The following is a 26,625-nucleotide window of genomic DNA, read 5'->3' as shown; positions in this document are numbered from 1 at the left end:
AAGCGAGCGGCTTTATCAAGCCCTGAACTGCCCAAGGCTGGCTTCGAGCCGTTGCGCGAGCACACCCAATTCCTTGCCGCTGGCTGCGGTCGCAGTCACCGCATCGGCGGAGCGTTCGGCTTCGCTCAGAATGACTTCGACCCGTTGGCGGACGGCCGTTGCAGCGCCGGCTTGCTGCTCTGCGCCGTTGGTTGTATCCCTTACCACCCGATGCACCTGTTCGACGGCAGTCTGTAGCGCGCGCTGTAGGTCGCGGCTGCTGACCAGGGAGGCCAGGCCGCTTTCGGCTTGCTTGCCAACTGTGTTGATTGCCGAGACGGCGTCGCGAGCACCGCGTTGCAGGCTTTCGATGTGCGCCTGGATATCGCCGGTGGACTGCTGCGTCTTGCTGGCGAGCGCTCGCACTTCGTCAGCCACCACGGCAAATCCTCGACCACTCTCGCCGGCGCGGGCGGCTTCGATGGCAGCATTCAAGGCAAGCAGATTCGTTTGTTCGGCGATGCCCCTGATTACAGTCAGTACCACCTCAATCTGTTCGCTCTGATGGGCCAGTGCTTCGATGACTGAGGCGCTTGTCTGTACGCCACTGCCAAGTGCCTCGATCGTGCGACCTACCTGCTCGGAAATCGCCTCGTTGTCTACAGCGGCCTTGCGAATCGAGGCGACTTGATCGAGTGCGGTTTGCATGGCTCTGCTTTCGTCCTGCGCGCGCTGGGTCATGTCGGCCAGCGCTTGTAGGCTTCCGGCGACTTCGTCACGTTGACGCGCGGCGGCGGCGGCGGCGGCGCGGCTACGGTTGCCCAGGGTGTCGATTTCCGCACCTGTCTGTACGGCAATGGCGCGAGCTTCCTGAACGATAGGCTGAAGCTTGGCCAGGAACAGATTGACCGCGTCAGCCATTTCGCCCACCTCGTCTGCGCTGTGGATCTTCACGCGCTGGGTGAGATCACCGTGGCCCGCCGACAGCCCGCGCAGTGCGGTGTTGAGCAGGCCTAGCCGGCGCAGCACCTGACGCCCAAGGACCAACGTGACGGCGAGCAGGAGCAATGCCCCGGTGACAACGAGGCCGACGCTGATTTTCCATAGCAGCGCCGAAGCTGAGCGCTCGACGGCCTTCTGGCTATTGGACTCAATGCTTTGTGCCACCTCCGTCGCAGCGGCCAGACCTGACGCCATGATCTTTGCACTGTCGCTGGCGGTGGTGGCGAGTCCTGCTTCCACCAGCTTTGCTCCGCTGGCGACCAGTGTCTGGAAGCGGTTGTCGAAGGCGGCCAGCTCGGTGCTCACCGCAGAGGTGGAGAAGCCGAGGATGACGTGGCCAATGTCCGCGCCCTTGGGGTTGATCGATGTTTTAGCGAGATAGAGCGTCGGGTCGTTTTCGGCGGCTGACAGCACCTTGCCGAACGCGGTACGCCCCATGCCCTTTTCCAGCAGGGCTTTGACTCTGGGGTCTTGTCGGTTCAGATGGCGAGTGAGCTGCTTGCCATTGGCGTCGAAATAGACGACGAAAACGACGGCTGGGTTGCGGTGAGCCATCCTGACGAATTCAGTCAGCGCCGGTACGTCGTTGTCCCAGATCGCTGCTGGCGCAACGCCAGCGAGCAGCGTGGCGAGGTCATCGCCGGACTGCTTGAGGTGTCGCTCAAGCACTTCTTTTAGCTGCTCCTGCTCTTCGGTCAAGCGCTGCGTCAGGCCCTGGGATAGGTCATTTGTCATGCGTTTGGCCAGGCCGGAAAGCCCGCTGCCAACCTCGGCATCAGCAGTGCGCAGCGCTTGCAGCAGGCGCGTGGAGTCCTCACTCAGGCTTCGTTCGATGTCGTGCTCGAGCCCGTCGATGGTGCTCCGCGTCAATACGAGCGCAACCAGGACCTGCACCAGAACGGCGCCGCACAGTGTCAGGAATACCGGTCGTAGCAAGCGGCTACGCAAAGAGGAAAACAGCAGCACGGGTCAATACTCCTGAGGCAGCGATAGCGAAGGACGAAGTTGATGCTGTGATGCAATCATTAAGCCATCATGCGCTATAGCGAGGCGTTCGTAGAACTCCTTTTATCGGCCGAAAGCGCCACTTTCATGACTGCCGAAGCTTTGAAGTGGCGACCGCTCGTCACCTTCGGATTAAACCGAGCCGATAGACTGGACGGCCTCTGCGCAACGGCAGGCGCCGCATTGCCGGGCTCACCTTGCTTTGCGCTCACGCCGCGCGGAAACTCGATGCATGCGAACAAAAAAAACCGATCGAACGCGGCCCGCGGCCCCTGTCGATGACTTCTTCGTGCCCGAGCTGTGCCAGCCCGATGCCCTGCTTGGCCTGGTGTTGCTCGCTGAGTTGCTGGTGTTGGTGCTGGTGCTCGCCGAGCCGATGCAGCCTGGCTTCAACTGGATGCGCCTGGCGTTGTCGTCCCTGTTCGTGCAATGGGTGATGTTGCTGTCGGCCGGCCTGACCTGTCAGTTGCGACCGCTGCTGGCGAGGTTGCCGGCCTGGCTGGCTGGGCTTGCCTGCTGTGCCATGGTGGTCGGGCTGACGCTGGCGTGCACGGCGGTCGCCGATATCTACCAGCTTGGCGGCCCGCTGACCCGCGTCGGCGAGGTGAATCTTTATCTGCGTCATGCACTGATCAGTTTGATCATGTCGGGCCTGCTGCTGCGCTATTTCTATCTGCAGAGCCAATGGCGGCGGCAGGAACAGGCCGAGCTGCGCGCGCGCATCGAGTCGTTGCAGGCGCGTATCCGGCCGCACTTTCTGTTCAACAGCCTGAACAGCATCGCCAGCCTGGTGGTCACCGATCCGGCCAAAGCCGAGCAAGCCGTGCTCGATCTGTCCGATCTGTTCCGCGCCAGCCTGGCCCGCCCCGGCACTCTGGTGCCCTGGCGCGAAGAACTGGAATTGTCACGCCGGTATCTTTCCATCGAACAGTACCGGCTCGGTGAGCGTTTGAGTGTCGAATGGCAAGTCGACGCCGTGCCGGATGATCTACCGATTCCCCAGCTCACCCTGCAGCCGCTGCTGGAGAACGCGCTGATACATGGAATCCAGCCAAGAATCGAGGGCGGGGTGGTCAGCGTGGCGGCGTATTATGCTGACGGCGTGTTCCATTTGCAGGTCAGTAACCCCTTTGACGAAGCGGCTCCAAAGCTCCCATCTAGAGGGACTCAGCAAGCGCTGCACAATATAGACGCACGACTAACGGCACTTTTCGGTCCCGCGGCGAGTCTCAGCGTGGAGCGGCGTAATGCCCGTTACTACACCTGTCTACGCTATCCGTGTGCGACACAAAAGCAGGAAGCCAGAACTGTATGAATGTGCTGATTGTCGATGACGAACCTCTAGCCCGCGAGCGCCTCAGCCGACTGGTAGGTGACCTTGACGGCTATCGTGTCCTGGAACCTTCCGCCTCCAATGGCGAAGAGGCGCTGTCCCTGATCGAGGAACTGCGCCCCGATGTTGTGTTGCTGGATATCCGTATGCCCGGGCTTGATGGCCTCCAGGTTGCAGCCAAACTGTGCGAGCGCGATGCACCGCCCGCGGTGATCTTCTGTACCGCTCATGACGAGTTCGCGCTGGATGCCTTCCAGGTCAGTGCGGTCGGTTATCTGGTCAAGCCGGTACGGCCTGAGCATCTCGCTGAAGCGTTGAAGAAAGCCGAGCGGCCCAACCGGGTTCAGCTCGCGGCGTTGACCCGTCCGGCCGCAGTGAGTGGTACCGGCCCGCGCAGCCACATCAGTGCGCGGACCCGCAAGGGCATCGAGCTGATCCCGTTGCCACAGGTGATCTACTTCATCGCCGACCACAAATACGTCACCCTCCGTCATGAAGGTGGCGAGGTGCTGCTGGATGAGCCGCTCAAGGCGCTCGAGGATGAGTTCGGCGAGCGTTTCGTCCGCATCCACCGCAATGCGCTGGTCTATCGTGACCGTATCGAGCGCTTGCAGCGCACGCCCCTTGGACATTTTCAGCTGTTCCTCAAGGGGCTCGAAGGCGAGCCGCTGACGGTCAGCCGCCGGCATGTCGCTGGTGTGCGCAAGTTGATGCAAAGCATCTGATCCGGTATCGGCGCTAAGGACAGGCGCCGCGTTCCAGCTCAACCGTCCACCGGACGGCTTTCCTTGATCCCTGCCAACCCGATCGCCATTCCTGGCCTGTTATCATCGCCGGCAGTTTAATCTGTCTGGAATTGCTCATGTCCCGCGAAATTCGCATCGCTACCCGCAAGAGTGCCCTGGCCCTGTGGCAGGCCGAATACGTCAAGGCGCGCCTGGAAGCCGCACATCCGCACATAACGGTGAGCCTGGTGCCGATGGTTAGTCGGGGCGACAAATTGCTCGATGCTCCGCTGGCAAAAATTGGCGGCAAAGGCCTTTTCGTCAAGGAATTGGAAACGGCCCTGATGGAGAACGAGGCGGACATCGCCGTGCACTCCATGAAGGATGTGCCGATGGAGTTTCCCGAGGGGCTCGGCCTGTACTGCATCTGTGAGCGGGAGGATCCGCGCGATGCTTTCGTCTCCAATCACTACGAGAATTTCGATGCGCTGCCCTCCGGCGCGGTCGTGGGCACTTCCAGCCTGCGGCGCCAGGCTCAACTGCTGGCGCGTCGGCCTGATCTCAAGATTCAGTTTCTGCGTGGCAATGTGAACACCCGTCTGGCCAAGCTTGATGCAGGCGAGTACGACGCGATCATCCTCGCGGCGGCCGGCCTGATCCGGCTAGGTTTCGGCGAGCGCATCCGCGCCAGCATCAGTGTCGAAGACAGCCTGCCCGCGGGCGGGCAGGGCGCGGTCGGGATCGAGTGCCGAACCGGCGACACCGAGCTGCATGAGCTGCTCCAATGCATGAACGATTCGCATACGGCGCTTCGCGTCACGGCCGAGCGTGCGCTGAATCGCCACCTCAACGGGGGCTGTCAGGTTCCGATCGCCTGTTATGCGGTCCTCGAAGGCGAGCAGCTGTGGTTACGTGGGCTCGTCGGACAGCCCGACGGTGCTTTGCTCCTGCGCGCTGAAGGCCGCGCACCCAACGTCGAAGCCGAAGCGCTCGGCGTGCGCATCGCTGAAGAGTTGTTGCAGCAAGGCGCTGGAAAGATCCTCCAGGATATTTATGGCGAGGCCGGCAAGGCGTGAGCGGCTGGCGTCTATTGCTGACGCGACCGGCTGAGGAGTGTGCGGCGCTAGCCGCCACGCTGGAGGAGCAGCGAATTCACAGTGCAAGCCTACCTCTCCTGGCCATCGAGGCGCTCGCCGAAACACCTCAGCAGCGCATGACCATGCTGGAGCTGGACCGTTACGCTGCGGTGGTGGTTGTCAGCAAGCCGGCTGCCAGGCTGACCTTGGAGCTGCTCCGCCGCTACTGGCCGCAGCAGCCCGCAGGGCAGGCGTGGTTCAGTGTTGGTGCAGCGACCGGCGCGATACTGGCCGATTACGGACTGGACGTTAGCTGGCCGGCCGTAGGCGATGACAGCGAAGCCCTGCTTGCCTTGCCACGGCTCGTCGACGCGATAAGCGGGCCTGATCCAAAGGTGTTGATCCTTCGAGGCGAAGGCGGGCGTGAGCTTATCGCCGACACGCTACGCGCCCGCGGCGCGCACGTCGACAGCCTCGAACTGTACCGAAGATACCTGCCTGACTATCCCTGCGACCGACTTATGAAGTTGGTTCGTTCGGAACGGCTGAATGCCATGGTGGTCAGCAGTGGACAGGGTTTGCAGTCGTTACGCGAGTTGGCAGGATTCGATTGGTCAGCGCTGCGTGAACTACCCTTGTTTGTACCCAGCCCGCGTGTGGCCGAGATGGCCGCGGCGTTGGGTGCTAAAAGAATTGTGGACTGCCGCGGTGCTGGAACCGCGGCTTTGCTGGCGGCGCTCCGGAACACTCCCGGGCCCGCTTCCTGATGCAAAGGATGGAAACGTGAGCGAAGTAGACTCCGACAAGGCACCGCAGCAACCCAAGGGCAACGACTCCGTCGCAGCTCAGAATTCGGTCAAGAAAGATTCGCAGAAGGACTCGAAAGAACCGCCCAAGGCGCCGCCACCAAAATCGCCGTCCGCTGCCAAGCCCGATGCGCGTAGCGGCGGCAAGGGGTTGGCCGGTCTGGCCCTGCTGGTCGGCCTGGCCGGTCTGGCTGCGGGGGGCTATAGCGTCTGGCAGACTCAGCAGATCGCCGATCAGGAGCAGCAACAGCAGCAGTCGGCCCAGGCTACGAGCGAACAGACCCGCCAGTTGGGTGAGCGCAGCCAGCAACTGGCCAGCCGTCTCGGCAAGCTGGAACAACTGCCCTCAGCCGAACAGTTGGAGGATCGTCGCCGTTTGCTTTCCGAGCTGCAAAGTGATCAGCAGCGGTTGGCGGGGCGTGTCGAACAGGTTCTCGGGGCTAGCCGCGAGCAATGGCGGCTTGCCGAGGCCGAGCATCTGCTGCGCATGGCGATGTTGCGTCTGTCGGCGATGCAGGACGTGAACAGCGCCGAATCGCTGCTTGCCGAGGCGGACCTGATCCTGCGTAAGCAGGACGATCCCGGCGCTTACGCAGCGCGGCAGAAGTTGCTCGAAGGGCTTGAAGCGTTGCGCAGTCTGCCGGAGCTGGACCGTACCGGGTTGTTTCTTCAGCTTGGCGCGTTGCGTGGTCAGGCCAACCAGCTCAACGGCCTGGCTCCGGAATTCGAGGCGGGACCCGGTGCTGATGGCGGACAGGCTGATAGTCGCTGGCAGCGTTGGTTGAATGAGCTGACGCGCTACGTACGTATCGACTTCGATTCCGGCAATAGCGTCAAACCGCTGCTTGCCGGACAAAGCCTGGCGCAGGTGCGCTTGGCCTTGTCGCTGGCTATCGAGCAGGCACAGTGGGCCGTGCTCAATGGCAACGAAGAGGTCTATCAGCAATCGCTCGATCAGGCGGCGCAGTTGATCCAGGACCTCTTCAGCGAAGAAAACGGTCAGAGTCGAGGGCTGCGCGACCGCATCGAAGAGCTGAAAAAGCGCCAGGTCTCGGTCAGTCTGCCGGATCTGGCGCCGGCGCTCCGCGCGTTGCAGACCTATGTGCAGAAGCGTGAATCGTCCGAAGGTGCCGAGTCGTCCGCTGACAGCAGCCCTGAACAGCCAGCAGAACAGCCGGCAGAAGAGGCGAGCCCACAACCGGAGCAGCCGGCTACTGACGGCGCCGCGACCGAAGAGGGGCAGCGCGCATGAAGCGATTCGCCTTTGTCCTGATCCTGCTTATAGCGATCGTCGGGTTTCTCGGCTGGGCCATCGCACAGGATCCGGGTTATGTCCTGATCAGCTACGACCGCTTCCGCTACGAATCGAGTTTCTGGATTTTTCTGGGCCTGATCGCTTGCCTCTGGTTGCTGGCAATGGTGGTGCACTGGGTGCTCGGCCTTTTGCATACATCCGGGGCTCTGGTTAATCCGTGGTCGCGTCGCCACCGCGAACGGCGTGTCAGCAAGGCATCACGAAGCGGTTTGCGAGAACTGGCCGAGGGACAGTGGGGTCACGCGTTGGGCCATTTGCGCTCCGCGGCCGAGCACGATCACCAACCGCTTGTGCATTATCTCGGCGCGGCGCGTGCCGCCAATGAGTTGGGCGAGCACGATCAGAGCGACGAGTTGCTGCGCAAGGCAAGGGAGCGCGAGCCCGAGTCAGGGCTTGCGGTTGGCTTGACCCAGGCTCAGCTGCAAATTGCCAGGGGCCAATACAGCGAGGCGCGGGAAACGCTCAATGCCCTGCACAGCGAGCATCCTCGTCATGCCTATGTGCTGACCCTGCTCCAGCAACTCTACGTTCAGCTGCAAGACTGGTCCGCGCTGTGCCGTTTGCTGCCCGAGCTGCGAAAGCACCGTGTTTTGCCGCCGGCTCGCCTGAGTGAGCTGGAGCTGTTGGCCTGGACTGCAGCACTTGAGCAATCCGGCCAGGCCGCGACGACCAGCGATGAGGACGCTCTGCAGGCCCTCAATCAGAAATGGCAGGCCGTTCCTTCCGGGTTGCGCAGTGAGTCGCTGCTGGTGCGTGCCTACGCTGACGGACTGTCCCGTTTGGGTGCGGACGCCAAGGCCGAAGAAGTGCTCTATGCAGCGCTCAAGCGCCAGTTCGATGATCGTCTGGTCGAGCGCTATGGGCGCGTCCGCGGTCAGGACGCGGCGCGTCAGCTGGCGAACGCAGAGGGCTGGCTCAAGGCTCATCCGGAGAACGCGGAGCTGCTGCTCGCGCTTGGTCGGCTGAGCATGCGCAACGCGCTGTGGGGCAAGGCGCGCGATTACCTCGAGGCCAGTCTGCGTTTCGAGCACCGTCCGGAAACCTGCGCCGAGCTGGCGCGGTTGCTGGCCCAGCTGGGAGACAACGAGCGCAGCAACCGGCTGTTTCAGGAAGGCCTGGGGCTCCTTGCTCACCCCGGCGTCAACCAGATACAAACAACCAGCAGCAGTTAGTTAAAACGGTCGCCGTAGCAGCTCGGGTCGTGACATCCGTCCCGCGCCGCTGCGGCGATTTGCGTATGGCTTGCAGCGCGCTGCGTGCCGCACTACCGTAGCGAACTTTTCCTGTCTGCGGAGTCGCCATGAACCTGGCCAGCCCACGTTCGCTGTTTCTTCTGGCCTTCATTGGCTGCGCGTTGATGATGATCGCTGCCCTCTATCTCGAGCATGTTGTCGGGCTGGCGCCATGCCCGTTGTGCATCGTTCAGCGTATCTGCGTCATCGGTTTTGGCCTGGTCTGCCTAGTCGCTGCCTTGCACGGTCCGGGCAGGACCGGTCGCCGCGTTTATTCGGCTTTGGCACTCCTGTTCGCCGTGGCAGGTGGGGGTACGGCGATACGCCAGATCTGGCTGCAGAACATGCCTGCCGATCAGTTGCCGAGCTGCTTGCCCAGTCTCGAATACATGATGGATGCGCTGCCGTTCCAGGAGATCGCCCGGCTGGTGCTTCATGGTACGGCCGAATGCGCTGAAGTCAGCTGGACACTGCTCGGTATGAGCATTCCGGAGTGGACGTTGCTCGCATTCATTGCAATGGCTGTGTTCTGTTTCTGGCAGTTGCTGCGTCGCGACTAGGCTTTTTGACGAGGCGAGCGAATGATCGTCTCGCCTGATGGTCAATGAGCAGGGCGAAGCGCTGATGCTCAAGTCTGGCCAGATGAAATTCATCCCTGCTGCTTGATGCTTCGTTCCGCGCAGCTTAGTCTGCCCAGGCGGCGTCGGTTTTCTGCCAATTTCGCTGTCACTCACCCAAGGCCGATATCCCAAGACAAAAAACCGTCTCGGAAGGCGCAACAGGCATCATCGATTAGGGAAAGTGAGGTCATCATGCTCGAGAGCTGTCGGAACGCCCAGGAACGCTGGGGAGGTGTGCACCTGCTGATCGACCGCTGGCTGCAAGAACGCCATGCATTGATCAACGCATTCGATGGGCTGCATGGGGGTGCCGAAGCGGCTACCCGCCCGGCCTTGCAAAAATTCTGCGAAATACTCCTGGACTACGTGTCGGCTGGTCATTTCGAGATCTACGAGCAATTGCTCAACGAAGCTGAAGCCTTTGGTGACAAACGCGGGCTGGATCTGGCACGTCAGATTTACCCTCGTATCGAGGCGATAACCCAAGTGGCAGTGGCGTTTAATGATCGGTGCGACAAGGGCGATTGCCTGGAAAGCCCTGGCCTCTCAGAAGAGTTGAAACATCTGGGTCAGTTGCTGCATGAACGCTTCGAGCTGGAAGACTGCCTGATCGAAGTGCTGCACACCGCGCACAAAGAGCCCGCAGCTACCGCCTGACCGGCACCTGTTGGTCAGCTGCGAGCGAAGGATTGCTTGCGGCACGCTTCGCTGGTCGGTTGGCGGATCACTGCAGCCCGTCTAGTATGGCTGCACCAATCCCGCCAGGAGGCGCTTTCATGCCAGCAAAGAAAAACGCGGTCACGACTCCGCTGCACTTGCTTCAGCAGTTATCGAAGAGTTTGGTCGTGCATCTGGAAAAAGCCTGCACCGATGCACAGAAGGACGCAGAGATTCTCCTGGCCAAGCTCGAAAAGCAGCGGGGCAAGACGCAGGAAAAACTGATCAAAGTGAGAGCCAAGCTCGATGAGGCTGGCAATGCAGGTAAGTCGAAAGCCCAAAGCAAGGCTCGCGCCAGGCTGGCCGAACTGGATGACATGCTCGCCTTGCTGCAGGCGCGGCAGAGCGAAACCTTGAGTTACCTGGCCGACCTCAAGCGCGACGCCGAGCAGAGCTTGAGCCTGGCGAGAGGCGTCACTCAGGTAGAAGAGGCCGCAGCGCAAGCACTGGCATCGCGAAGCAAAGCCTCGCCGGCACGTTCGGCTACCGCGCAACGCAAGGCCGCGCCAGCGACAACCAAGCAAGCGCCAGCCAAACAATCTTCCAGCAGTTCGAGCACAGCAGCGCGCAAGCCCGCAGCCACAACCCGCGCTCGACCGGCAGCCTCCAAGGTTGCGAGTGGCAAATCCGCTGCTGCTAACACTTCCAGCGGCCAGGCCGCCGCAACCAGCGCGGCGAAACGTCCTGCTCGGCCCGCCAGTAGCCGCGCAAAGCCAAAAGCATCTACAGCCAAACCTTCGGGCGCTGCCAAACCCGCCGCCGCGCGCAAGCCGGCCTCAGCCAAGGCTGGTAGTGCCGATCAGCCCGCCCCGCCAGCATCCAGCTGAGTAGCTGCACGGCGCAGCACGTTCAGTAATGCACGGGCGTCGCCATCGACGCTCGTGCTTAGCTGATTCAGCCAATCATCCGATCCGTCCTCCGTGCGCCAGTGTTGTGTGGCCTGTTGAAGGCGATCAAGTTGAACCCGTTCGGCATCCAGTTCCAATCGCTTGACGCATTTTCGCAGGCCTTCGAGCTCGGTGTCGGTGGCTGCCTGCTCACGCCACGCCAGGCGCAGACTTCGTAGGGGCACTACAACCTCGCGCTGCCAGTCTAGGCTGAGCTGTTTCAGCTGTTCCAATCGCTGCGCATTTTGACGGACGCCCCGGATTTCCAACCAGCTGCAGGTGAGCAACAGGCAGACGTCCAGCCCTAGTGCTTGCAGCTCAAGGCACGCCTTTTCCGCGTCGGGCTCTGCATAGCAGGCGAGGGCAAAATTCCAGAGGTCGTCGTTGTTCATCTGTAAGGTTTTTTTCGTGCGCAGCCGGATGGATTTCCGGGCGACCTGATAGACTCCGCCGCCATTATGATCCGACTTCAGAACCTGACTCTACAGCGCGGCCCACAGCGTTTGCTGGAAGGCGCCGAGCTGACCCTGCATCCTGGCCAGAAGGTCGGGCTGGTAGGCGCCAACGGCGCCGGTAAATCCAGTCTGTTCGCCTTGCTGCGCGGCGAATTCACCCCCGACGAAGGCGATTGCCAGCTGCCGCCGGACTGGCGTATTGCACATATGCGCCAGGAGGTCGATACGCTCGATCGGTTGGCGGTCGATTACGTCTTGGACGGCGATACCGAGTTGCGCCGCGTTCAGGGGGCATTGATCGAGGCTGAAACCGCCCACGACGGCGGCGCGCTGGCTCGCTTGCACACCGAGCTCGACAATGCCGACGGCTATACCGCTGACGCCCGAGCGCGCAAGTTGTTGGCCGGCCTGGGCTTTGCCAACGAGCAGATGGATCTTCCGGTCAGCAGCTTTTCCGGCGGCTGGCGGATGCGTCTGAACCTCGCGCAGGCGCTGATGTGTCCGTCTGATCTGTTGCTGCTCGACGAACCCACCAACCACCTCGACCTTGACGCTATCCTCTGGCTGGAAGCCTGGCTCAAGAGCTATCCGGGCACGTTGATGCTGATTTCCCATGATCGCGACTTTCTCGACGAGGTGGTCGGTCATGTTGTGCACGTCGAGCAACGCAAGCTGACGCTCTATCGCGGGGGCTACTCGGCCTTCGAGCGGGCCCGTGCCGAGCGCTTGGCGCAGCAGCAGCAGGCGTTCGAAAAGCAACAGGCACAGCGCGAGCACATGGAAGACTTCATTCGGCGTTTCAAAGCCAAGGCCAGCAAGGCGCGCCAGGCGCAGAGCCGGATCAAGGCGCTGGAAAAGCTCGAGGAGTTGGCGCCGGCACATATCGATTCGCCGTTCGACTTTGCTTTCCGCGAGGCGGACCGAGTCTCAAGCCCGCTGCTGGATCTAGCCGAGGGGCGTCTTGGCTACGGTGACAAGCAGGTGCTGGACAAGGTCAAGCTGCAGCTGGTGCCCGGCGCCCGGATTGGCCTGCTCGGGCCCAACGGCGCGGGCAAGTCGACGCTGATCAAGACACTTGCCAACGAGCTGCAGCCGCTAGCGGGGCGTCTGCAGCGTGGTGAAAACCTGGTTATCGGCTATTTTGCCCAGCATCAACTCGATGCTCTGGATGCCAAGGCCAGTCCGCTGTTGCATCTGCAACGCATCGCTCCTGGCGAACGTGAACAGGTACTGCGTGATTTTCTCGGTGGTTTCGACTTTCGCGGTAATCGCTGCGATGAGCCGGTTCTCAATTTCTCGGGCGGTGAAAAGGCCAGGCTGGCGCTGGCGCTGATCGCCTGGGGTAAGCCCAATCTGTTGCTGCTCGACGAGCCGACCAACCATCTGGATCTGGAAATGCGCCTGGCGCTGACGCTTGCGCTGCAGGATTTCGAAGGTGCCGTCTTGGTCGTGTCGCATGATCGCCACCTGCTCAAGAGCACGACCGACGAGTTCTTGCTGGTCGCTGAGGGACGGGTCGCGGTCTTCGACGGAGACCTCGAAGATTATGCCCGCTGGCTAGCGGACTACCGCACGCGGCAACAGCCGGTGACCACGAACGAGCAGGCCGGCGACAAAACCGACAAGCGCGCCTTGCGTCAGGCGGCGGCCGCGCTGCGACAGCAGCTCGCACCGCTCAAACGTCAGGCTGACAGGCTCGAAAAGGATCTCGTCGGAGTCCATGAAAAGCTGGTCGACCTGGAGCAGCGCCTCGGTGATGCAGCCCTCTACGAGGTCGCTCGCAAGGACGAACTGCGCGAGCTGCTGGCCAAACAGGCGGAGCTGAAGGTGCGCGAGAGCGAGCTGGAAGAGGCCTGGCTGGGCGCGCTCGAGGCGCTGGAAACCTTGCAGGGCGAGCTCGAGGGCAGTGCATGAACGAGCGACTGCTGATGGAATGGCGCGATCCCTTGTTGCTCGGGTTGCAGGTGCTGGTGATTCTGCTGGCGGCCTACCTCCTGCAGCGATTGGTGGTGCGCGGGCTCGGGCGGCTTGGCAGTCGCTATCCGCTGCCGCCTGAATTGCTTCTGCCGCTGCGCGGTGGCATCCGCTGGCTGATCATCGGTGGCGCGCTGATCATGGTGCTAGAGCGCTTCGGTGTATCCGCAACGGTTATCTGGACCGCCTTCTCCGGATTCGTGGCCGTGGCGGCGGTGGCCTTCTTTGCAATCTGGAGTGTGCTCTCCAACCTGCTTTGCGCCGTGCTGATCATGACCGTTGGCCCGTTCCGGTTGGGCGACATGGTGGAGCTGGTGGAAAGCTTCGACAAGCCGATCGTCAAAGGGCGCGTGATCGATATAAACCTGCTGTACACCACGCTGGAGGAGTCCGCCGATAGCGGAACGGGTGCCATCGTTCAGGTGCCCAACAGCTTGTTCTTCCAGAAAGTATTGCGCCGCTGGCGCGGTACCGAGATCCAGCCCCCTCATCACAACGCACACGAGTAGTACGCATGGAATGGCTGAGCAGCCCTGAAATATGGGTCGCATTCTTGACCCTGACCGCCCTGGAAATCGTCCTGGGTATCGACAACATCATCTTCATCTCCATCCTCGTCGGGCGCTTGCCAAAAGAGCAGCAACCCAAGGCGCGTTTCTTCGGCCTGGCACTGGCAATGGGCACGCGGATTCTCTTGTTGCTATCGATCGCCTGGGTCATGCGCCTGACCAATGACTTGTTCACCGTATTCGAGCACGGTGTGTCCGGGCGTGACCTGATCCTGTTTTTCGGCGGCCTGTTTCTGCTGTTCAAGAGCACGATGGAAATCTGGCACAGCGTTGAGGGCGAAGAAGAGTCGGAAAGCACCACTGGAGGTGCGGTCAAAGCAGGCTTCGTTGGCATCATCCTGCAGATCGCGGTGATCGATATCGTCTTCTCGCTGGACTCGGTGATCACTGCTGTGGGCCTAGTGGATAACGTACAGGTGATGGTCGCCGCGATCGTTATCGCTGTCGGCGTGATGATGCTCGCCGCGGGTACCATCAGCGATTTCATTGAGAAGCATCCAACGCTTAAAATTCTCGCACTGTCGTTCCTGATCGTTGTCGGCACCCTGCTGGTGGCCGAAGCGTTCGGCGCGCATGTGCCCAAGGGCTACGTATACTTCGCCATGGCCTTCTCGCTGGGCGTCGAGGCGCTGAACATACGCATGCGCAAGGCCATGAAGCGCAAGCTGAAGGAGCCGGTAAAGCTCGGCAAAGACATGCCGGACTAAGGCTGCGCTGAAAGCTGCGCCTGCAGGCGCAGCCTCTTGGAGGATCAATCATGACGCTCGAAACCTGGCTTGCCTTTCTTGTTGCCTGTTGGGTCATCAGCCTGTCGCCGGGGGCGGGAGCGATCGCCTCGATGTCCTGCGGATTGCAGTACGGCTTCTGGCGCGGTTATTGGAACGCGATCGGCTTGCAGATCGCGCTGGCAATGCAGATTGCTGTGGTGGCCGCTGGGGTCGGGGCGGTGCTGGCGACTTCGTCGCTCGCCTTCAGCCTGATCAAATGGTTCGGCGTCGTCTACCTGCTGTGGCTGGCGCTCAAGCAGTGGCAGACTGTCCCTTCGATGCTCGACGACAGCGCTGCACCGCGGCCGATCGGTCGGCCCATGGCGTTGGTGTTTCGCGGTTTTCTGGTCAATGCCAGTAATCCCAAAGCCATCGTGTTCATTCTCGCGGTGCTGCCGCAATTTCTCGACCCGCAGCGTGACCTGATACTGCAGTACCTGCATATGGGCGCGACGATGGTGGTTGTCGACCTGATCGTCATGGCGGGCTACACCGGACTGGCGTCCCGAGTCTTGCGCTTGTTGCGTACGCCGCGTCAGCAGCGCCTGGTCAATCGCAGTTTCGCCGCCATGTTCGCCGGTGCTGCAGCCTTGTTGGCTATGGTGCGGCGGGCGGTGGCATGACGGCGGCCGCGCCGATGCGGGTATGGGTTGATGCCGATGCCTGTCCCAAGGCCGCTAAAGAGCAGCTGATCAAGTTCGCCCTCAAACGCAAGTTCGAGGTCTTGCTGGTCGCGGGTCAGAGCCAGACCAAACCGGCCTTCGCCTGTGTTCGCTTGATCGTCGTGCCGAGCGGGCCGGACGCCGCAGATGATTATCTGGTCGAGCATGCGCAACCTGGCGAGCTGGTGATTTGCAGCGATGTGCCGTTGGCGGATCGCCTGGTTAAGAAAGGCGTGGCCGCCCTCGATCCGCGCGGGCGTGAGTTCGACGAGCGCAACATGGGCGATCGCCTGGCGGTGCGCAATCTGTTCACTGATCTACGAGAGCAGGGCCAGGTGGGCGGTGGGCAGGCGGCGTATGGCGAGCGGGACCGTCAAGCCTTCGCCAACGCGTTGGACCGTCTATTAACGCAGCTCTCCCGCACCAGCGACCGCTAACCGACCTCGGTAGCCGGTCGAATCAGGCTGCAGGTCGAAATATCCGATTAGCCGCAGAGATAGGTACCTGTACCTACTGCGATCAACACCCCTTCTTCGTTGTGCAGTTCGGAGCGCACCACTGCCACCTTGTTACCGGAACGCAACAGCGTTGCGGCGGCACTGAAGCGTTCACCACGCCCTGGGCGCAGATAGTCGATTCGCAGGTCGATGGTGCCGAGGCGCGACAGGCGCAAGGCACGCTCCTCGGTCGTCAGGTGCTGATGCTTTTCGAAGGCTCCGATCATCGCCATGGCGCCGCCCACGACATCGAGCAGTGATGCGATCACCCCGCCATGCAGAATGCCGTGAAAGAAGTTGCCGACCAGCTCGTGTTTCATTGGCAGGTGCATCACCACGCGCTGGCGGGACACTTCGTCCAGTTCGATGCCAAGGTATTCATTGAACGGAATGCGTTCGAACAGCTGACGCACGGCGTGTTGTTGTTCTTCGATGGTGTCGATGGGGTGATTCATGCGTCAGGCTCTCGGGCAGGTCTAACTAAGCTGCCGGAGGGCGACGGGATTGACCAGCGGCGCGGCGGGAGCGCCGGTGAGATTGGCTGTATCGCCACGGTGGCCGTGCGACAACTCCCGCCGCCGGGCAGGAGTTGCGAACAGGCGGCGAGCTGCTATTTGCCGGTTAGTGCCAGTACCCTGTCGACCAGCTTGTAGATACCCGAGGCCGCCTCGCTGATGGACTGCGCCAGCATGTAGGCAGGTGTCGTCACCAGGTTGTGCCGAGAGTCCTCGACGATCTCGGTGACCTCGCACGCCTGGTGCTCAATGCCCATCTCCCGCGCTGCGGCTGCAGCGGGATCGTCGTCGTTGCCCAGCGTGCAGACCACGCCGCGGCCGAAGATCTGCGCCGCCATGGTCGGCGCGATGCACATCATGCCGACCGGTTTGCCGGCCTCGGCAAATGCCTTGGCCAGTGACAATACCTCAGGGAGCACCGTACAGCCGGCGCCCTGGGTGGCAAAGTCGGACAGGTTTTTGGCCGCGCCGAAGCCGCCCGGGATGATCAGCGCATCGAACTCTTCGACATTGGCTTCGTGCAGCGCCTTGATCTCCCCCCGGGCCAGGCGCGCCGATTCGGTTAGCACGTTGCGATTTTCGGACATTTCCTCACCAGTGAGGTGATTGATCACGTGCATTTGCTGGATGTCCGGCGCAAAGCACTGAACCTTGGCGCCACGCTGGTCCAGGCGCAGCAGCGTGATCACGCTCTCGTAGATTTCCGAGCCGTCGTATACGCCACAGCCGGAAAGAATCACGGCGACCTTTCTATTCATTGAGGGTACTCCTGGTCAGATTCGGCAGCCTGGCAATTGCGCCAGGCCAATGCCTTCGATGCTAGCCCTTGGCAAGGCTCAAGGTAAGCCCGCCGCGATAATGGTTGGATGCCTCAACACGACGGGTGTTCAACCGCCGGAGCGTCTGGACCAGGCCCGTCGCTACGGGTATTGACTGTTCAAAGCACTGGCAGAGCCTGCCCGGGGTGGCGACAATGAGGGCCATCTTCGGTCGACGCTGATGGCCTGTCACCAATCTGTCACGCTGTCGGCTTATAAACGTCATATTGCCCGCCAGGCGGGCCAGGAGTTCGCTGTGAGTTTCGTTCCTGCCAATCGCTTGTTTCCCGCTACTCGGCTGCGTCGCAATCGTCGTGATGAATTTTCCCGCCGGCTGGTGCGCGAGAATCGGTTGAGTGTGGACGATCTGATCCTGCCCGTGTTTGTACTCGACGGCGAAAACCGTCGCGAGCAGGTGCCGTCGATGCCCGGCGTAGAGCGCCTTTCGATCGACCTGTTGCTGGAGGAAGCCGCAGAGCTGGTCGCGCTGGGTATTCCGGCGCTGGCGCTGTTCCCGGTAACCCCGCTGGAAAAGAAATCCCTCGATGCGGCAGAGGCCTGGAATCCCGAGGGCATTGCCCAGCGCGCCACCCGTGCGCTGCGCGAGCGCTTCCCGGAACTCGGCATCATCACCGACGTTGCGCTGGATCCTTTCACCACTCATGGTCAGGATGGCATTCTCGACGAAAACGGCTATGTGCAGAACGATGTTACGGTCGATGCGCTGGTCCGTCAGGCCCTGTCTCACGCAGAGGCGGGCGCACAGGTGGTCGCGCCATCGGACATGATGGATGGACGTATCCAGGCGATTCGCGAAGCGCTGGAAGTAGCCGGTCACCATAACGTGCGGATCATGGCCTATTCGGCCAAATACGCCAGTGCCTACTACGGGCCGTTCCGCGATGCGGTGGGCTCGGCTGCGAATCTGGGCAAGGGCAGCAAGAACACCTACCAGATGGACCCGGCCAATGGTGACGAGGCGCTGCACGAAGTCGGCGCAGACCTTTCAGAAGGCGCCGATATGGTCATGGTCAAGCCGGGCATGCCCTATCTGGATATTCTTTGGCGGGTCAAAGATGCCTTCCGAGTGCCGACCTTCGTCTACCAGGTCAGTGGCGAATATGCGATGCACATGGCTGCGATTCAGAACGGCTGGCTGAGCGATGCCGTGATCCTCGAATCGCTGACCGCCTTCAAGCGTGCAGGTGCCGATGGCATTCTTACCTATTTCGCCAAACAGGCGGCACAACAATTAAAACAGGGGCGATGAGCCCTGCCGAGGCAGATCGATGACTAACCAGGGACTCAGCGAAAGTGAATTGCAGGCTGCTGCCATCGAGGCGCAACCCCTCGAGGAAGTGACCCCGCCAGCGCCGGAGGTGGATAAGACAGAGGAGGTGCCAGCACCGCCGGCCCCGCCGCCGAATCTGGACGACAACAGCCTCTATATCCACCGTGAGCTGTCACAGCTGCAATTCAACATCCGCGTGCTGGAACAGGCGCTGGACGAGTCCTATCCGCTGCTGGAGCGGCTGAAGTTCCTTCTGATCTTTTCCAGCAACCTGGATGAGTTCTTCGAAATTCGCGTTGCCGGGCTGAAGAAGCAGGTCACTTTCGCGCGTGAGCAGGCCGGTGCCGACGGTCTACAGCCGCACCAGGCGCTGGCGCGTATTTCCGAGCTGGTTCACGAACAGGTCAATCGGCAGTATTCGATCCTCAACGAGGTGCTGCTGCCGGAGCTGGTCAAACATCAGGTGCGCTTTATCCGGCGGCGCAACTGGACAACCAAGATCAAGGCGTGGGTGCGCCGCTATTTCCGTGATGAGATCGCACCGATCATCACGCCCATCGGGCTTGACCCTACTCACCCGTTCCCGTTGCTGGTCAACAAGAGTCTGAACTTCATCGTCGAGCTTGAAGGGATCGATGCCTTTGGCCGAGATTCCGGGCTGGCGATCATTCCGGCGCCGCGGTTGTTGCCCCGCGTTATCCGGGTGCCAGAGGAGGTCGGCGGGCCTGGTGCCAACCACGTATTCCTCTCATCGATGATTCACGCCCACGCCGATGACCTGTTCCATGGCATGAAGGTCAAGGGCTGCTACCAGTTCCGCCTGACGCGCAATGCGGACCTGTCGGTCGATACCGAGGATGTCGAGGACCTGGCGCGAGCGTTGCGTGGAGAGCTGATTTCTCGGCGCTATGGCGACGCCGTGCGGCTGGAGGTAGTGGATACCTGTCCAAAGCACCTCGCCGACTTCCTGCTCAAGCAGTTCAGCCTGAGCGAAAGCGAGCTGTATCGGGTCAACGGGCCGGTCAACTTGACCCGGCTGTTCAGTATTACAGGGCTGGAGAGCCATCCCGAACTGCAGTACACCCCGTTCACGCCCGCGATCCCGAAGCTGTTACAGAACAGCGAAAACATCTTCAGCGTGGTTGGCAAACAGGACATCCTGCTGCTGCACCCCTATGAATCCTTCACTCCGGTGATCGACCTGCTGCGCGAGGCGGCGAAGGATCCCTGCGTTCTGGCCGTCAAGCAGACGCTTTATCGCTCTGGTGCCAACTCGGAAATCGTCGACGCATTGGTTGAAGCCGCGCGTAACGGCAAAGAGGTTACCGCGGTCATTGAGCTGCGGGCGCGCTTCGATGAGGAATCCAACCTGCAATTGGCCAGCCGCTTGCAGCAGGCCGGGGCCGTGGTGATCTACGGCGTGGTGGGCTACAAGACCCACGCCAAGATGATGCTGATTCTGCGCCGCGAGAATGGTGAGCTGCGGCGCTACGCCCATCTCGGCACGGGCAACTACCACGCCGGTAATGCGCGGCTATACACCGACTACAGCCTGTTGACCTCGGATGACGCGCTCTGCGAAGACGTGTCGAAGCTGTTCAGCCAGTTGATCGGCATGGGCAAAACCATGCGCATGAAAAAGCTCCTGCACGCGCCCTTCACGCTGAAAAAGGCGCTGCTGGACATGATCGCCCAGGAGACGCAGCACGCCAGCGAAGGCAAGCCTGCTCACATCATCCTCAAGATCAACTCGCTGACCGACGCAAAAATGATCCGGGCGCTGTACAAGGCTAGTCAGACCGGCGTACGCATCGATCTGATCGTCCGCGGCATGTGCTGTCTGCGCCCCGGGATTCTCGGGGTCTCGCACAATATCCAGGTGCGCTCGATCATCGGGCGCTTCCTTGAGCACAGTCGCGTGTTCTATTTCCTCAACGCGGGCGATGAGAAGCTGTATCTGTCCAGTGCAGACTGGATGGAGCGCAACCTGGATCGGCGGGTCGAGACCTGCTTCCCGGTCGAAGGCAAGAAGCTGGTGACTCGCGTGAAGAAGGAGCTCGAGGGCTTCCTGACCGACAACACTCAGAGCTGGGTGCTGCAGCCGGATGGCAGTTATCTGCGTAACAGCCCGAGTGGTAACCAGAATCCGCGAAACGTACAGAACGCTTTGCTGGAACGTCTGGGTAGCCCGACTGCGCGATAAGCAGTCGGCTACTAGAGGAGGCGGCGGGCGAATTGCTCCGCTGCCCGCTGGATTCAGCGTACGCTGAGGGTGAAATCGATTCGCTTGAGCCAGTCCGCTTCCAGGGCGAAATCAGCCTGGGTCAGCGGATTGTTGGCTAGCCAGCCATCAGGAAAGGCTACGTCCAGGCTATTGTCGCCGGCTTTGAGCTGAAACGCTGGCGCTTGTTGCGGACCGCGGATGTGGTGAAAAAGGATCGCGAAGCGCAGCAGCACACAGAGTCTGGTCAGCTTCACGCCGTCCTCGCTCATTTCTTCGAATTTCTGCCTGGGTATGTTGCGCCTATGGCCGCGAACCAGCAGCGCCAGCATCTGCTGATCCTGACGCGAGAAGCCGGGCAGGTCGGAGTGCTCGATCAGGTAAGCGCCATGCTTGTGGTAGTGATAGTGGGCGATATCCAGGCCCACCTCATGCACTCGGGCGGCCCAGCCGAGCAATTCACGCAGCCATTCCTCATCCAGTCCCCAATCCGATGAGACCTGATCGAACGCCTCAAGCGCCTTGCCTTCTACCCGCGCCGCCTGTTCGGTGTCGACGTGGTAGCGCTCCATGAGAAAGCTCAGGGTGCGGTCGCGGATGTCTTCCTGGTGATGCCGACCGATAAGGTCATAGAGCACGCCTTCACGCAGTGCGCCTTCGGAATGCGCCATGCTGGCGAGTTCCAGGGCGTCGAAGATCGCTTCGAGGATGGCCAGCCCGGCGGGGAAGATACCCCGGCGGTCCGGCTTGATGCCGTCCATGTCGAGCTTTTCCACATCGCCCAGCTTGAACAGCTTGCGCTTGAGCCAGCCGATGCCATCAGCGGTGACTTCGCCGTTACTGAGCCCGGCACTCTTGATTGCCAGGCCGACGGCGCGGATGGTGCCAGAGGCGCCGACGGCGTCCTGCCAGCCTAGCCGGCGCAGGCCGTGCTCGATGCTCATCAGCTCTAGCCTTGCAGCGGTATAGGCCTGGGCGTAACGGGCTGGGGTGATTTTGCCGTCCTGGAAGAACCGCTGAGTAAAGCTCACGCAGCCCATCTGCAGGCTTTCACGCAACTGCGAATCGAAACCTTCCCCGATGATGAACTCGGTGCTGCCACCACCAATGTCGACGACCAGGCGCTTGCCGCTCGAGGCGGGAAAAGTATGCGATACGCCCAGGTAGATGAGCCGTGCTTCTTCTCGGCCTGAAATGACTTCGACCTGATGCTGGATGATCGACTCGGCCTGGCGAATGAACTGCGCGCGGTTGCGTGCCTCGCGCAGGGCATTCGTACCGACCACACGCACGGCGCCCTGGGGAAGATGGTTGACCAATTGAGCGAAGCGGCGAAGACAGTCCAGCCCGCGCTGCATGGCAGCGTCGTCGAGCTGTCTGTTCTCGTCGATGCCGGCGGCCAGCTGGACCTTTTCGCCGAGCCGCTCGAGGATGCGCATCTCGCCGTTGCTGGTGCGGGCCAGTACCATATGGAAGCTGTTCGAGCCGAGATCCAGGGCAGCAATCATCGGAAATGGTTCGGCGGCTGTTGGGCGCATGGGGCGGTCTCTGTGCAAAACCCCGACATCCTGACATGATCGTCGACATCCGCCAACGCGCAGCGCTGGGCCACCATCCGCCGTTGTCGATTCCATGGTGCCGCCCATGGTCTATTGCCCGAGCGACAGGCTGCGACTTTCGATCCGCACCAAGCCGGGCTATGATGGCGTCACTTCTGATTTTGACCCTGGAGAAACTCCATGAGCGAATACATCAACAATGTCAGTGACAGCAGCTTCGAGCAGGACGTGCTCCAGGCCGATGGTCCTGTTCTGGTCGATTACTGGGCTGAATGGTGTGGTCCGTGCAAGATGATCGCTCCGGTACTCGATGAAATCGCCAAGGAATACGAAGGCAAGCTCAAAGTCTGCAAATTGAACATCGATGAAAATCAGGAAACCCCGCCCAAGTACGGCGTGCGCGGCATTCCGACCCTGATGCTGTTCAAGAACGGCAACGTCGAGGCGACCAAGGTAGGCGCTCTGTCGAAGTCACAGCTGGCGGCGTTTCTGGATAGCAATATCTGATTCATCGCTGCTGTTTTCAAAAGCCCTCGCAATTGCGGGGGCTTTTTTATGACTGCAGGGTGGACGCTTCGCCTGCACGGTGCTAAATTCGGACCTGCGACGCTTCTCCGTCGCCCTCTGCATGCCGTCGCCGACGCACTTCAGCCTCATAAAGCACAACGAACCTGTTCGTCTCCTGCTGCGCGGCTTCTCAAGCTAATCGCTTTCTTCATCCCTTCTGATCTCTCTCTATGAATCTGACCGAACTTAAGCAAAAGCCCATCACCGAACTGCTGGAAATGGCCGAACAGATGGGCATCGACAACATGGCCCGTTCGCGCAAGCAGGACGTGATTTTCTCTCTGCTGAAAAAGCACGCGAAAAGCGGTGAGGAAATCTCCGGTGACGGCGTGCTGGAGATCCTGCAGGATGGCTTCGGCTTCCTGCGCTCCGCGGATTCTTCTTATCTTGCCGGCCCAGACGATATCTACGTCTCGCCGAGCCAGATCCGCCGTTTCAACTTGCGTACCGGCGACACCATCGTCGGCAAGATTCGCCCGCCAAAAGAAGGCGAGCGTTATTTCGCGCTGCTCAAGGTCGATACGATCAACTTCGATCGCCCGGAAAACGCGAAGAACAAGATTCTCTTTGAGAACCTGACCCCATTGTTCGCCAACAAGCGACTGACGATGGAAGCCGGAAATGGCTCGACCGAAGACCTGACCGGTCGCGTGATCGACCTCTGTGCTCCGATTGGCAAGGGTCAGCGCGGTCTGATCGTGGCCCCGCCGAAAGCGGGCAAGACGATCATGCTGCAGAACATCGCGAGCAACATCACCCGCAACAACCCCGAGTGTCACCTGATCGTCCTGCTGATCGATGAACGCCCGGAAGAAGTGACCGAAATGCAGCGCACCGTGCGTGGCGAAGTGGTCGCCTCTACCTTCGATGAGCCACCGACCCGCCACGTGCAGGTTGCTGAAATGGTGATCGAAAAGGCCAAGCGTCTGGTCGAGCACAAAAAGGATGTGGTCATCCTGCTGGACTCCATCACCCGTCTGGCCCGTGCCTATAACACCGTGATCCCGAGCTCCGGCAAGGTACTGACCGGTGGTGTCGATGCCCACGCACTGGAAAAGCCCAAGCGCTTCTTTGGCGCCGCGCGAAATATCGAGGAAGGCGGCAGCCTGACTATTCTCGCCACCGCGCTGGTGGAAACCGGCTCGAAGATGGACGAGGTGATCTACGAGGAATTCAAGGGTACTGGTAACCTTGAGTTGCAGCTCGATCGCCGTATCGCCGAGAAGCGGGTATTCCCGGCGATCAACATCAACCGGTCGGGTACTCGCCGCGAAGAATTGCTGACCAGCGAAGAAGAGCTGCAGCGCATCTGGATTCTGCGCAAGCTGCTGCACCCAATGGATGAAAGCGCTGCGATCGAGTTCCTGCTCGACAAGCTCAAGGACACCAAGACCAACGAAGAATTCTTCATGTCGATGAAGCGCAAATAAGGTCTGTGGTTGTTGCCGAGGCCGGGGAAACCCGGCCTTTGTCTGTCTGCAGGTTTTGTATCGGCCTGCGCCAAGGCTACACTTTCCGCCCCGGCCGGCCCCTGTGAGGCTCAAGCATGCAGTATCGCGATCTGCGCGACTTTATCCGAGGTCTGGAACAGCGCGGTGAACTCAAGCGCGTTTCAACCGCCGTTTCCCCGGCTCTGGAAATGACCGAAATCTGCGATCGGACTCTGCGCAAGCAGGGCCCGGCGCTGCTGTTCGAGAATCCGACCGGTTTCGATATGCCAGTTCTCGGCAACCTCTTCGGCACGCCCAAGCGTGTTGCCCTGGGCATGGGTGCCGACGAAGTGTCCGAGCTGCGTGAGATCGGCAAACTCTTGGCTTTTCTCAAAGAGCCGGAGCCGCCGAAGGGCCTGAAGGACGCCTGGAACAAGCTGCCGATCTACAAGAAGGTCATCAGCATGGCGCCCAAGGTCCTCAAGGACGCGCCCTGTCAGGAAGTGATCATCGAAGGTGATGATGTCGATCTGTCCCGGTTGCCGGTGCAGACCTGCTGGCCGGGGGATGCTGGGCCGCTGATCACCTGGGGCCTGACGATTACCAAAGGCCCCAACAAAGAGCGACAGAACCTGGGTATCTATCGCCAACAGGTGATCGGTCGCAATAAGGTCATCATGCGCTGGCTCAGTCATCGAGGCGGCGCGCTGGATTTTCGTGAGTGGTGCGAGAAATATCCCGACCGACCCTATCCGGTGGCGGTGGCGCTCGGCGCCGATCCGGCCACGATTCTCGGCGCCGTCACGCCGGTTCCGGATTCGCTGTCCGAATACGCCTTTGCTGGCCTGCTACGCGGCAGCCGTACCGAGCTGGTCAAATGCCGGGGCAGCGACCTGCAAGTGCCGGCCGGGGCTGAAATCGTTCTGGAAGGGTATATCCAGCCTGGCGAAATGGCGGATGAGGGGCCGTACGGTGATCACACCGGCTACTACAACGAAGTCGACCGCTTCCCGGTGTTCACCGTCGAGCGTATCACCCAGCGCCACGATGCGATCTACCACAGCACCTATACCGGAAGGCCGCCGGACGAGCCGGCAATTCTCGGCGTTGCGCTCAATGAGGTGTTCGTTCCGATCCTGCAGAAGCAGTTCCCGGAAATCACTGATTTCTACCTGCCACCGGAAGGCTGTTCCTACCGCATGGCGGTGGTGACCATGAAAAAGCAGTACCCCGGCCATGCCAAGCGTGTGATGCTGGGCGTGTGGAGCTTCCTGCGGCAGTTCATGTACACCAAGTTCGTTATTGTCACCGACGATGACATCAATGCCCGGGACTGGAATGATGTGATCTGGGCGATCACCACGCGCATGGATCCCAAGCGCGATACGGTGCTGATTGAAAACACACCGATCGATTATCTCGACTTCGCCTCGCCAGTGTCCGGCCTTGGCAGCAAAATGGGCCTTGATGCCACCCACAAGTGGCCCGGCGAGACTACTCGTGAATGGGGACGCGCCATCGTGCAGGATGAGGCGGTGAAGCGTAGGGTCGACGAACTCTGGGCCGACCTGGGCATCGACTGATGACCAGTCGCGCATTTACTCAGGTTTTTTATTGATGAAAGTAACTCTGCAACCCTCCGGAGCAGTGCTGGACGTCGAGCGAGGTGAGTTGATCCTCGACGCTGCGCGGCGGCTGGGCTACGACTGTCCGCAGGCATGTCGTAATGGTAATTGCCTGATCTGCGCTGCCCTGCTGGTAGACGGCCGGGTGCGTCAGCGTGGTGAAAGCCATGATCATGGCGAAGTGTTCGCCTGCCTGGCGGAGCCCGAAGAAGATTGCGTCCTGCTGTGGGATGGCGTGCTCGCACCGGGGGAGCTTCCGGTGCGCACACTCAGTTGCCAGCTCGTCAGCTGCGAAGATGTGGGCGGCGACGTGTTTCGCCTGCTGCTGCGCGCACCGGCTGGAAAATTGCCACGCTATCACGCTGGGCAATACGTACTGCTGGAGCGGGAAGACGGGGAGTACAGCGCCTTTTCGCTAGCGTCCGCACCGGGCCGCGGACGTGAGCTTGAGCTCCATGTGCTGGCGCGCGAATCATCAGCCATCGACCTGCTGGAGCTGATCAGACGCACCGGGACGGCCCGCGTGCAGATGCCGTTTGGTGATACCCACCTCGCCGAATTGCCGGAGGGGCCGCTGGTGTTAATTGCAGCAGGCACAGGAATGGCCCAGATGCACAGTCTGATCGAGCATTGCCGCGCCGAGGGCTTCGCCTATCCGGTACACCTGTACTGGGGCGTGCGGCGTCCGGAAGATTTCTATCAGTTGCCGCATTGGCAGGAATGGAAGCAGATGCCCAATCTGTCACTGCACCAGATCGTCAGCGACCTCGGTGACTGGTCGGGACGGCGCGGCATGCTGCATGAAGCGGTCTGCGAGGACTTCACCGATCTCGAGCCAGTTCACGTTTATGCCAGCGGCTCTCCCGCCATGGTCTATGGCACGCTGGATGCGTTGGTGGAGGCGGGAATGGATGCCAAACAGATGCGTGCAGACGTATTCGCCTATGCGCCTCGGGACCGCAAAAGCTGAGCGCTGGG

The 26,625-nt window shown here is 61.1% G+C and carries 25 protein-coding genes; 20 read left to right on the top strand and 5 right to left on the bottom strand.

Annotation, left to right across the window (positions count from 1 at the left end; genetic code table 11):
- Positions 1-15: 15 nt before the first annotated feature.
- Positions 16-1,947: a methyl-accepting chemotaxis protein gene (locus ACSSNI_RS07215; RefSeq protein ID WP_200636295.1), complete on the bottom strand. Its 1,932-nt coding sequence runs from the start codon at positions 1,945-1,947 to the stop codon at positions 16-18.
- A 271-nt stretch (positions 1,948-2,218) separates the two neighbouring features.
- Here ACSSNI_RS07215 and ACSSNI_RS07210 point away from each other — a divergent pair, with 271 nt between their 5' ends.
- The 9 genes from ACSSNI_RS07210 to ACSSNI_RS07170 all read left to right on the top strand — a co-directional run bounded on the left by ACSSNI_RS07210 (position 2,219) and on the right by ACSSNI_RS07170 (position 10,637).
- The gene (locus tag ACSSNI_RS07210; RefSeq protein WP_148923889.1) at positions 2,219-3,301 is read left to right on the top strand and encodes a sensor histidine kinase; all 1,083 of its coding nucleotides are present in this window, start codon (positions 2,219-2,221) and stop codon (positions 3,299-3,301) included.
- Positions 3,298-4,044, top strand: coding sequence for a LytR/AlgR family response regulator transcription factor (locus ACSSNI_RS07205; protein WP_148923888.1), 747 nt, complete (start codon positions 3,298-3,300; stop codon positions 4,042-4,044). The genes ACSSNI_RS07210 and ACSSNI_RS07205 overlap by 4 nt, the downstream gene beginning before the upstream one ends.
- A gap of 137 nt (positions 4,045-4,181) precedes the next feature.
- Positions 4,182-5,120, top strand: a complete 939-nt coding sequence (gene hemC / locus ACSSNI_RS07200; protein WP_200636296.1) for a hydroxymethylbilane synthase — start codon at positions 4,182-4,184, stop codon at positions 5,118-5,120.
- The gene (locus ACSSNI_RS07195; RefSeq protein ID WP_200636297.1) at positions 5,117-5,887 is read left to right on the top strand and encodes a uroporphyrinogen-III synthase; all 771 of its coding nucleotides are present in this window, start codon (positions 5,117-5,119) and stop codon (positions 5,885-5,887) included. Before hemC ends, ACSSNI_RS07195 begins: the two co-directional genes overlap by 4 nt.
- A gap of 16 nt (positions 5,888-5,903) precedes the next feature.
- Entirely contained in the window at positions 5,904-7,178 is a 1,275-nt protein-coding gene (locus tag ACSSNI_RS07190) for a uroporphyrinogen-III C-methyltransferase (RefSeq protein ID WP_448258998.1), read from the top strand.
- The gene (locus ACSSNI_RS07185; protein ID WP_200636299.1) at positions 7,175-8,413 is read left to right on the top strand and encodes a heme biosynthesis HemY N-terminal domain-containing protein; all 1,239 of its coding nucleotides are present in this window, start codon (positions 7,175-7,177) and stop codon (positions 8,411-8,413) included. The genes ACSSNI_RS07190 and ACSSNI_RS07185 overlap by 4 nt, the downstream gene beginning before the upstream one ends.
- Before the next feature lie 128 nt (positions 8,414-8,541).
- Positions 8,542-9,033, top strand: coding sequence for a disulfide bond formation protein B (locus ACSSNI_RS07180; protein WP_200636300.1), 492 nt, complete (start codon positions 8,542-8,544; stop codon positions 9,031-9,033).
- 252 nt (positions 9,034-9,285) lie between these two features.
- Entirely contained in the window at positions 9,286-9,750 is a 465-nt protein-coding gene (gene rsd, locus ACSSNI_RS07175) for a sigma D regulator (protein ID WP_102837293.1), read from the top strand.
- Positions 9,751-9,869: 119 nt separating this feature from the next.
- Entirely contained in the window at positions 9,870-10,637 is a 768-nt protein-coding gene (locus tag ACSSNI_RS07170; RefSeq protein WP_200636301.1) for an AlgP family protein, read from the top strand.
- Here ACSSNI_RS07170 and ACSSNI_RS07165 read toward each other — a convergent pair.
- On the bottom strand, positions 10,610-11,089 hold the full coding sequence (locus tag ACSSNI_RS07165) for a TIGR02444 family protein (RefSeq protein ID WP_200636302.1): 480 nt from the start codon (positions 11,087-11,089) through the stop codon (positions 10,610-10,612). The two genes, ACSSNI_RS07170 and ACSSNI_RS07165, sit on opposite strands and share 28 nt — an antisense overlap.
- Before the next feature lie 66 nt (positions 11,090-11,155).
- On the opposite strand from ACSSNI_RS07165, the gene ACSSNI_RS07160 reads away from it, so the two are divergent.
- Genes ACSSNI_RS07160 through ACSSNI_RS07140 form a run of 5 tightly spaced genes read left to right on the top strand, consistent with a single transcriptional unit; the run spans position 11,156 to position 15,561 of the window.
- Positions 11,156-13,066, top strand: coding sequence for an ATP-binding cassette domain-containing protein (locus tag ACSSNI_RS07160; protein WP_200636304.1), 1,911 nt, complete (start codon positions 11,156-11,158; stop codon positions 13,064-13,066).
- Entirely contained in the window at positions 13,063-13,635 is a 573-nt protein-coding gene (locus tag ACSSNI_RS07155) for a mechanosensitive ion channel family protein (RefSeq protein ID WP_200636306.1), read from the top strand. The genes ACSSNI_RS07160 and ACSSNI_RS07155 overlap by 4 nt, the downstream gene beginning before the upstream one ends.
- Before the next feature lie 5 nt (positions 13,636-13,640).
- Complete coding sequence (locus tag ACSSNI_RS07150) at positions 13,641-14,402, top strand: TerC family protein (protein ID WP_102837298.1); 762 nt, start codon at positions 13,641-13,643, stop codon at positions 14,400-14,402.
- A 50-nt stretch (positions 14,403-14,452) separates the two neighbouring features.
- Positions 14,453-15,085: a LysE family transporter gene (locus ACSSNI_RS07145; protein ID WP_200636308.1), complete on the top strand. Its 633-nt coding sequence runs from the start codon at positions 14,453-14,455 to the stop codon at positions 15,083-15,085.
- Positions 15,086-15,099: 14 nt separating this feature from the next.
- Positions 15,100-15,561: a YaiI/YqxD family protein gene (locus ACSSNI_RS07140; protein ID WP_200637107.1), complete on the top strand. Its 462-nt coding sequence runs from the start codon at positions 15,100-15,102 to the stop codon at positions 15,559-15,561.
- Positions 15,562-15,608: 47 nt separating this feature from the next.
- On the opposite strand, the gene ACSSNI_RS07135 is transcribed toward ACSSNI_RS07140, so the two are convergent.
- Positions 15,609-16,076, bottom strand: a complete 468-nt coding sequence (locus ACSSNI_RS07135; protein ID WP_148923875.1) for a thioesterase family protein — start codon at positions 16,074-16,076, stop codon at positions 15,609-15,611.
- 155 nt (positions 16,077-16,231) lie between these two features.
- Positions 16,232-16,894, bottom strand: coding sequence for an isoprenoid biosynthesis glyoxalase ElbB (gene elbB / locus ACSSNI_RS07130; protein ID WP_200636310.1), 663 nt, complete (start codon positions 16,892-16,894; stop codon positions 16,232-16,234).
- A 316-nt stretch (positions 16,895-17,210) separates the two neighbouring features.
- Between elbB and hemB the strand changes: the two genes are divergently transcribed.
- Together hemB and ppk1 are read left to right on the top strand one after the other, a co-directional pair.
- Positions 17,211-18,224, top strand: coding sequence for a porphobilinogen synthase (gene hemB, locus ACSSNI_RS07125; RefSeq protein WP_200636312.1), 1,014 nt, complete (start codon positions 17,211-17,213; stop codon positions 18,222-18,224).
- A 19-nt stretch (positions 18,225-18,243) separates the two neighbouring features.
- Positions 18,244-20,448 carry a polyphosphate kinase 1 gene (ppk1, locus tag ACSSNI_RS07120; RefSeq protein ID WP_200636314.1) on the top strand — a complete coding sequence of 735 codons (2,205 nt, stop codon included), beginning with the start codon at positions 18,244-18,246 and terminating at the stop codon, positions 20,446-20,448.
- Positions 20,449-20,501: 53 nt separating this feature from the next.
- On the opposite strand, the gene ppx is transcribed toward ppk1, so the two are convergent.
- The gene (gene ppx, locus ACSSNI_RS07115; RefSeq protein ID WP_159969186.1) at positions 20,502-22,004 is read right to left on the bottom strand and encodes an exopolyphosphatase; all 1,503 of its coding nucleotides are present in this window, start codon (positions 22,002-22,004) and stop codon (positions 20,502-20,504) included.
- 201 nt (positions 22,005-22,205) lie between these two features.
- On the opposite strand from ppx, the gene trxA reads away from it, so the two are divergent.
- The 4 genes from trxA to ACSSNI_RS07095 all read left to right on the top strand — a co-directional run bounded on the left by trxA (position 22,206) and on the right by ACSSNI_RS07095 (position 26,617).
- On the top strand, positions 22,206-22,532 hold the full coding sequence (gene trxA / locus ACSSNI_RS07110; protein ID WP_019341284.1) for a thioredoxin TrxA: 327 nt from the start codon (positions 22,206-22,208) through the stop codon (positions 22,530-22,532).
- A gap of 230 nt (positions 22,533-22,762) precedes the next feature.
- The gene (gene rho / locus ACSSNI_RS07105) at positions 22,763-24,022 is read left to right on the top strand and encodes a transcription termination factor Rho (RefSeq protein ID WP_019341285.1); all 1,260 of its coding nucleotides are present in this window, start codon (positions 22,763-22,765) and stop codon (positions 24,020-24,022) included.
- Positions 24,023-24,138: 116 nt separating this feature from the next.
- Positions 24,139-25,605 carry a 4-hydroxy-3-polyprenylbenzoate decarboxylase gene (ubiD, locus tag ACSSNI_RS07100; protein WP_200636316.1) on the top strand — a complete coding sequence of 489 codons (1,467 nt, stop codon included), beginning with the start codon at positions 24,139-24,141 and terminating at the stop codon, positions 25,603-25,605.
- A gap of 34 nt (positions 25,606-25,639) precedes the next feature.
- Positions 25,640-26,617 (top strand): CDP-6-deoxy-delta-3,4-glucoseen reductase, encoded by a 978-nt coding sequence (locus ACSSNI_RS07095; protein WP_200636318.1) that lies wholly within the window; start codon positions 25,640-25,642, stop codon positions 26,615-26,617.
- Positions 26,618-26,625: the final 8 nt, after the last annotated feature.

Source organism: Stutzerimonas tianxiuensis (genome assembly GCF_053470365.1).
This window is presented reverse-complemented; position numbering and strand designations above follow the sequence as displayed.

What these genes read in the sequence shown, in the direction of transcription:
- ACSSNI_RS07165 (WP_200636302.1), bottom strand. Translation starts at nt 11,089, where the DNA reads ATGAACAACGACGACCTCTGGAATTTTGCCCTCGCCTGCTATGCAGAG.
- ACSSNI_RS07170 (WP_200636301.1), top strand. Translation starts at nt 9,870, where the DNA reads ATGCCAGCAAAGAAAAACGCGGTCACGACTCCGCTGCACTTGCTTCAG.
- hemC (WP_200636296.1), top strand. Translation starts at nt 4,182, where the DNA reads ATGTCCCGCGAAATTCGCATCGCTACCCGCAAGAGTGCCCTGGCCCTG.
- ACSSNI_RS07155 (WP_200636306.1), top strand. Translation starts at nt 13,063, where the DNA reads ATGAACGAGCGACTGCTGATGGAATGGCGCGATCCCTTGTTGCTCGGG.
- rsd (WP_102837293.1), top strand. Translation starts at nt 9,286, where the DNA reads ATGCTCGAGAGCTGTCGGAACGCCCAGGAACGCTGGGGAGGTGTGCAC.
- ACSSNI_RS07135 (WP_148923875.1), bottom strand. Translation starts at nt 16,076, where the DNA reads ATGAATCACCCCATCGACACCATCGAAGAACAACAACACGCCGTGCGT.
- ACSSNI_RS07210 (WP_148923889.1), top strand. Translation starts at nt 2,219, where the DNA reads ATGCGAACAAAAAAAACCGATCGAACGCGGCCCGCGGCCCCTGTCGAT.
- ACSSNI_RS07180 (WP_200636300.1), top strand. Translation starts at nt 8,542, where the DNA reads ATGAACCTGGCCAGCCCACGTTCGCTGTTTCTTCTGGCCTTCATTGGC.
- ACSSNI_RS07140 (WP_200637107.1), top strand. Translation starts at nt 15,100, where the DNA reads ATGCGGGTATGGGTTGATGCCGATGCCTGTCCCAAGGCCGCTAAAGAG.
- trxA (WP_019341284.1), top strand. Translation starts at nt 22,206, where the DNA reads ATGAGCGAATACATCAACAATGTCAGTGACAGCAGCTTCGAGCAGGAC.
- ACSSNI_RS07160 (WP_200636304.1), top strand. Translation starts at nt 11,156, where the DNA reads ATGATCCGACTTCAGAACCTGACTCTACAGCGCGGCCCACAGCGTTTG.
- ppk1 (WP_200636314.1), top strand. Translation starts at nt 18,244, where the DNA reads ATGACTAACCAGGGACTCAGCGAAAGTGAATTGCAGGCTGCTGCCATC.
- ACSSNI_RS07150 (WP_102837298.1), top strand. Translation starts at nt 13,641, where the DNA reads ATGGAATGGCTGAGCAGCCCTGAAATATGGGTCGCATTCTTGACCCTG.
- ACSSNI_RS07185 (WP_200636299.1), top strand. Translation starts at nt 7,175, where the DNA reads ATGAAGCGATTCGCCTTTGTCCTGATCCTGCTTATAGCGATCGTCGGG.
- ACSSNI_RS07205 (WP_148923888.1), top strand. Translation starts at nt 3,298, where the DNA reads ATGAATGTGCTGATTGTCGATGACGAACCTCTAGCCCGCGAGCGCCTC.
- ACSSNI_RS07095 (WP_200636318.1), top strand. Translation starts at nt 25,640, where the DNA reads ATGAAAGTAACTCTGCAACCCTCCGGAGCAGTGCTGGACGTCGAGCGA.
- elbB (WP_200636310.1), bottom strand. Translation starts at nt 16,894, where the DNA reads ATGAATAGAAAGGTCGCCGTGATTCTTTCCGGCTGTGGCGTATACGAC.
- ubiD (WP_200636316.1), top strand. Translation starts at nt 24,139, where the DNA reads ATGCAGTATCGCGATCTGCGCGACTTTATCCGAGGTCTGGAACAGCGC.
- ACSSNI_RS07145 (WP_200636308.1), top strand. Translation starts at nt 14,453, where the DNA reads ATGACGCTCGAAACCTGGCTTGCCTTTCTTGTTGCCTGTTGGGTCATC.
- rho (WP_019341285.1), top strand. Translation starts at nt 22,763, where the DNA reads ATGAATCTGACCGAACTTAAGCAAAAGCCCATCACCGAACTGCTGGAA.
- ppx (WP_159969186.1), bottom strand. Translation starts at nt 22,004, where the DNA reads ATGCGCCCAACAGCCGCCGAACCATTTCCGATGATTGCTGCCCTGGAT.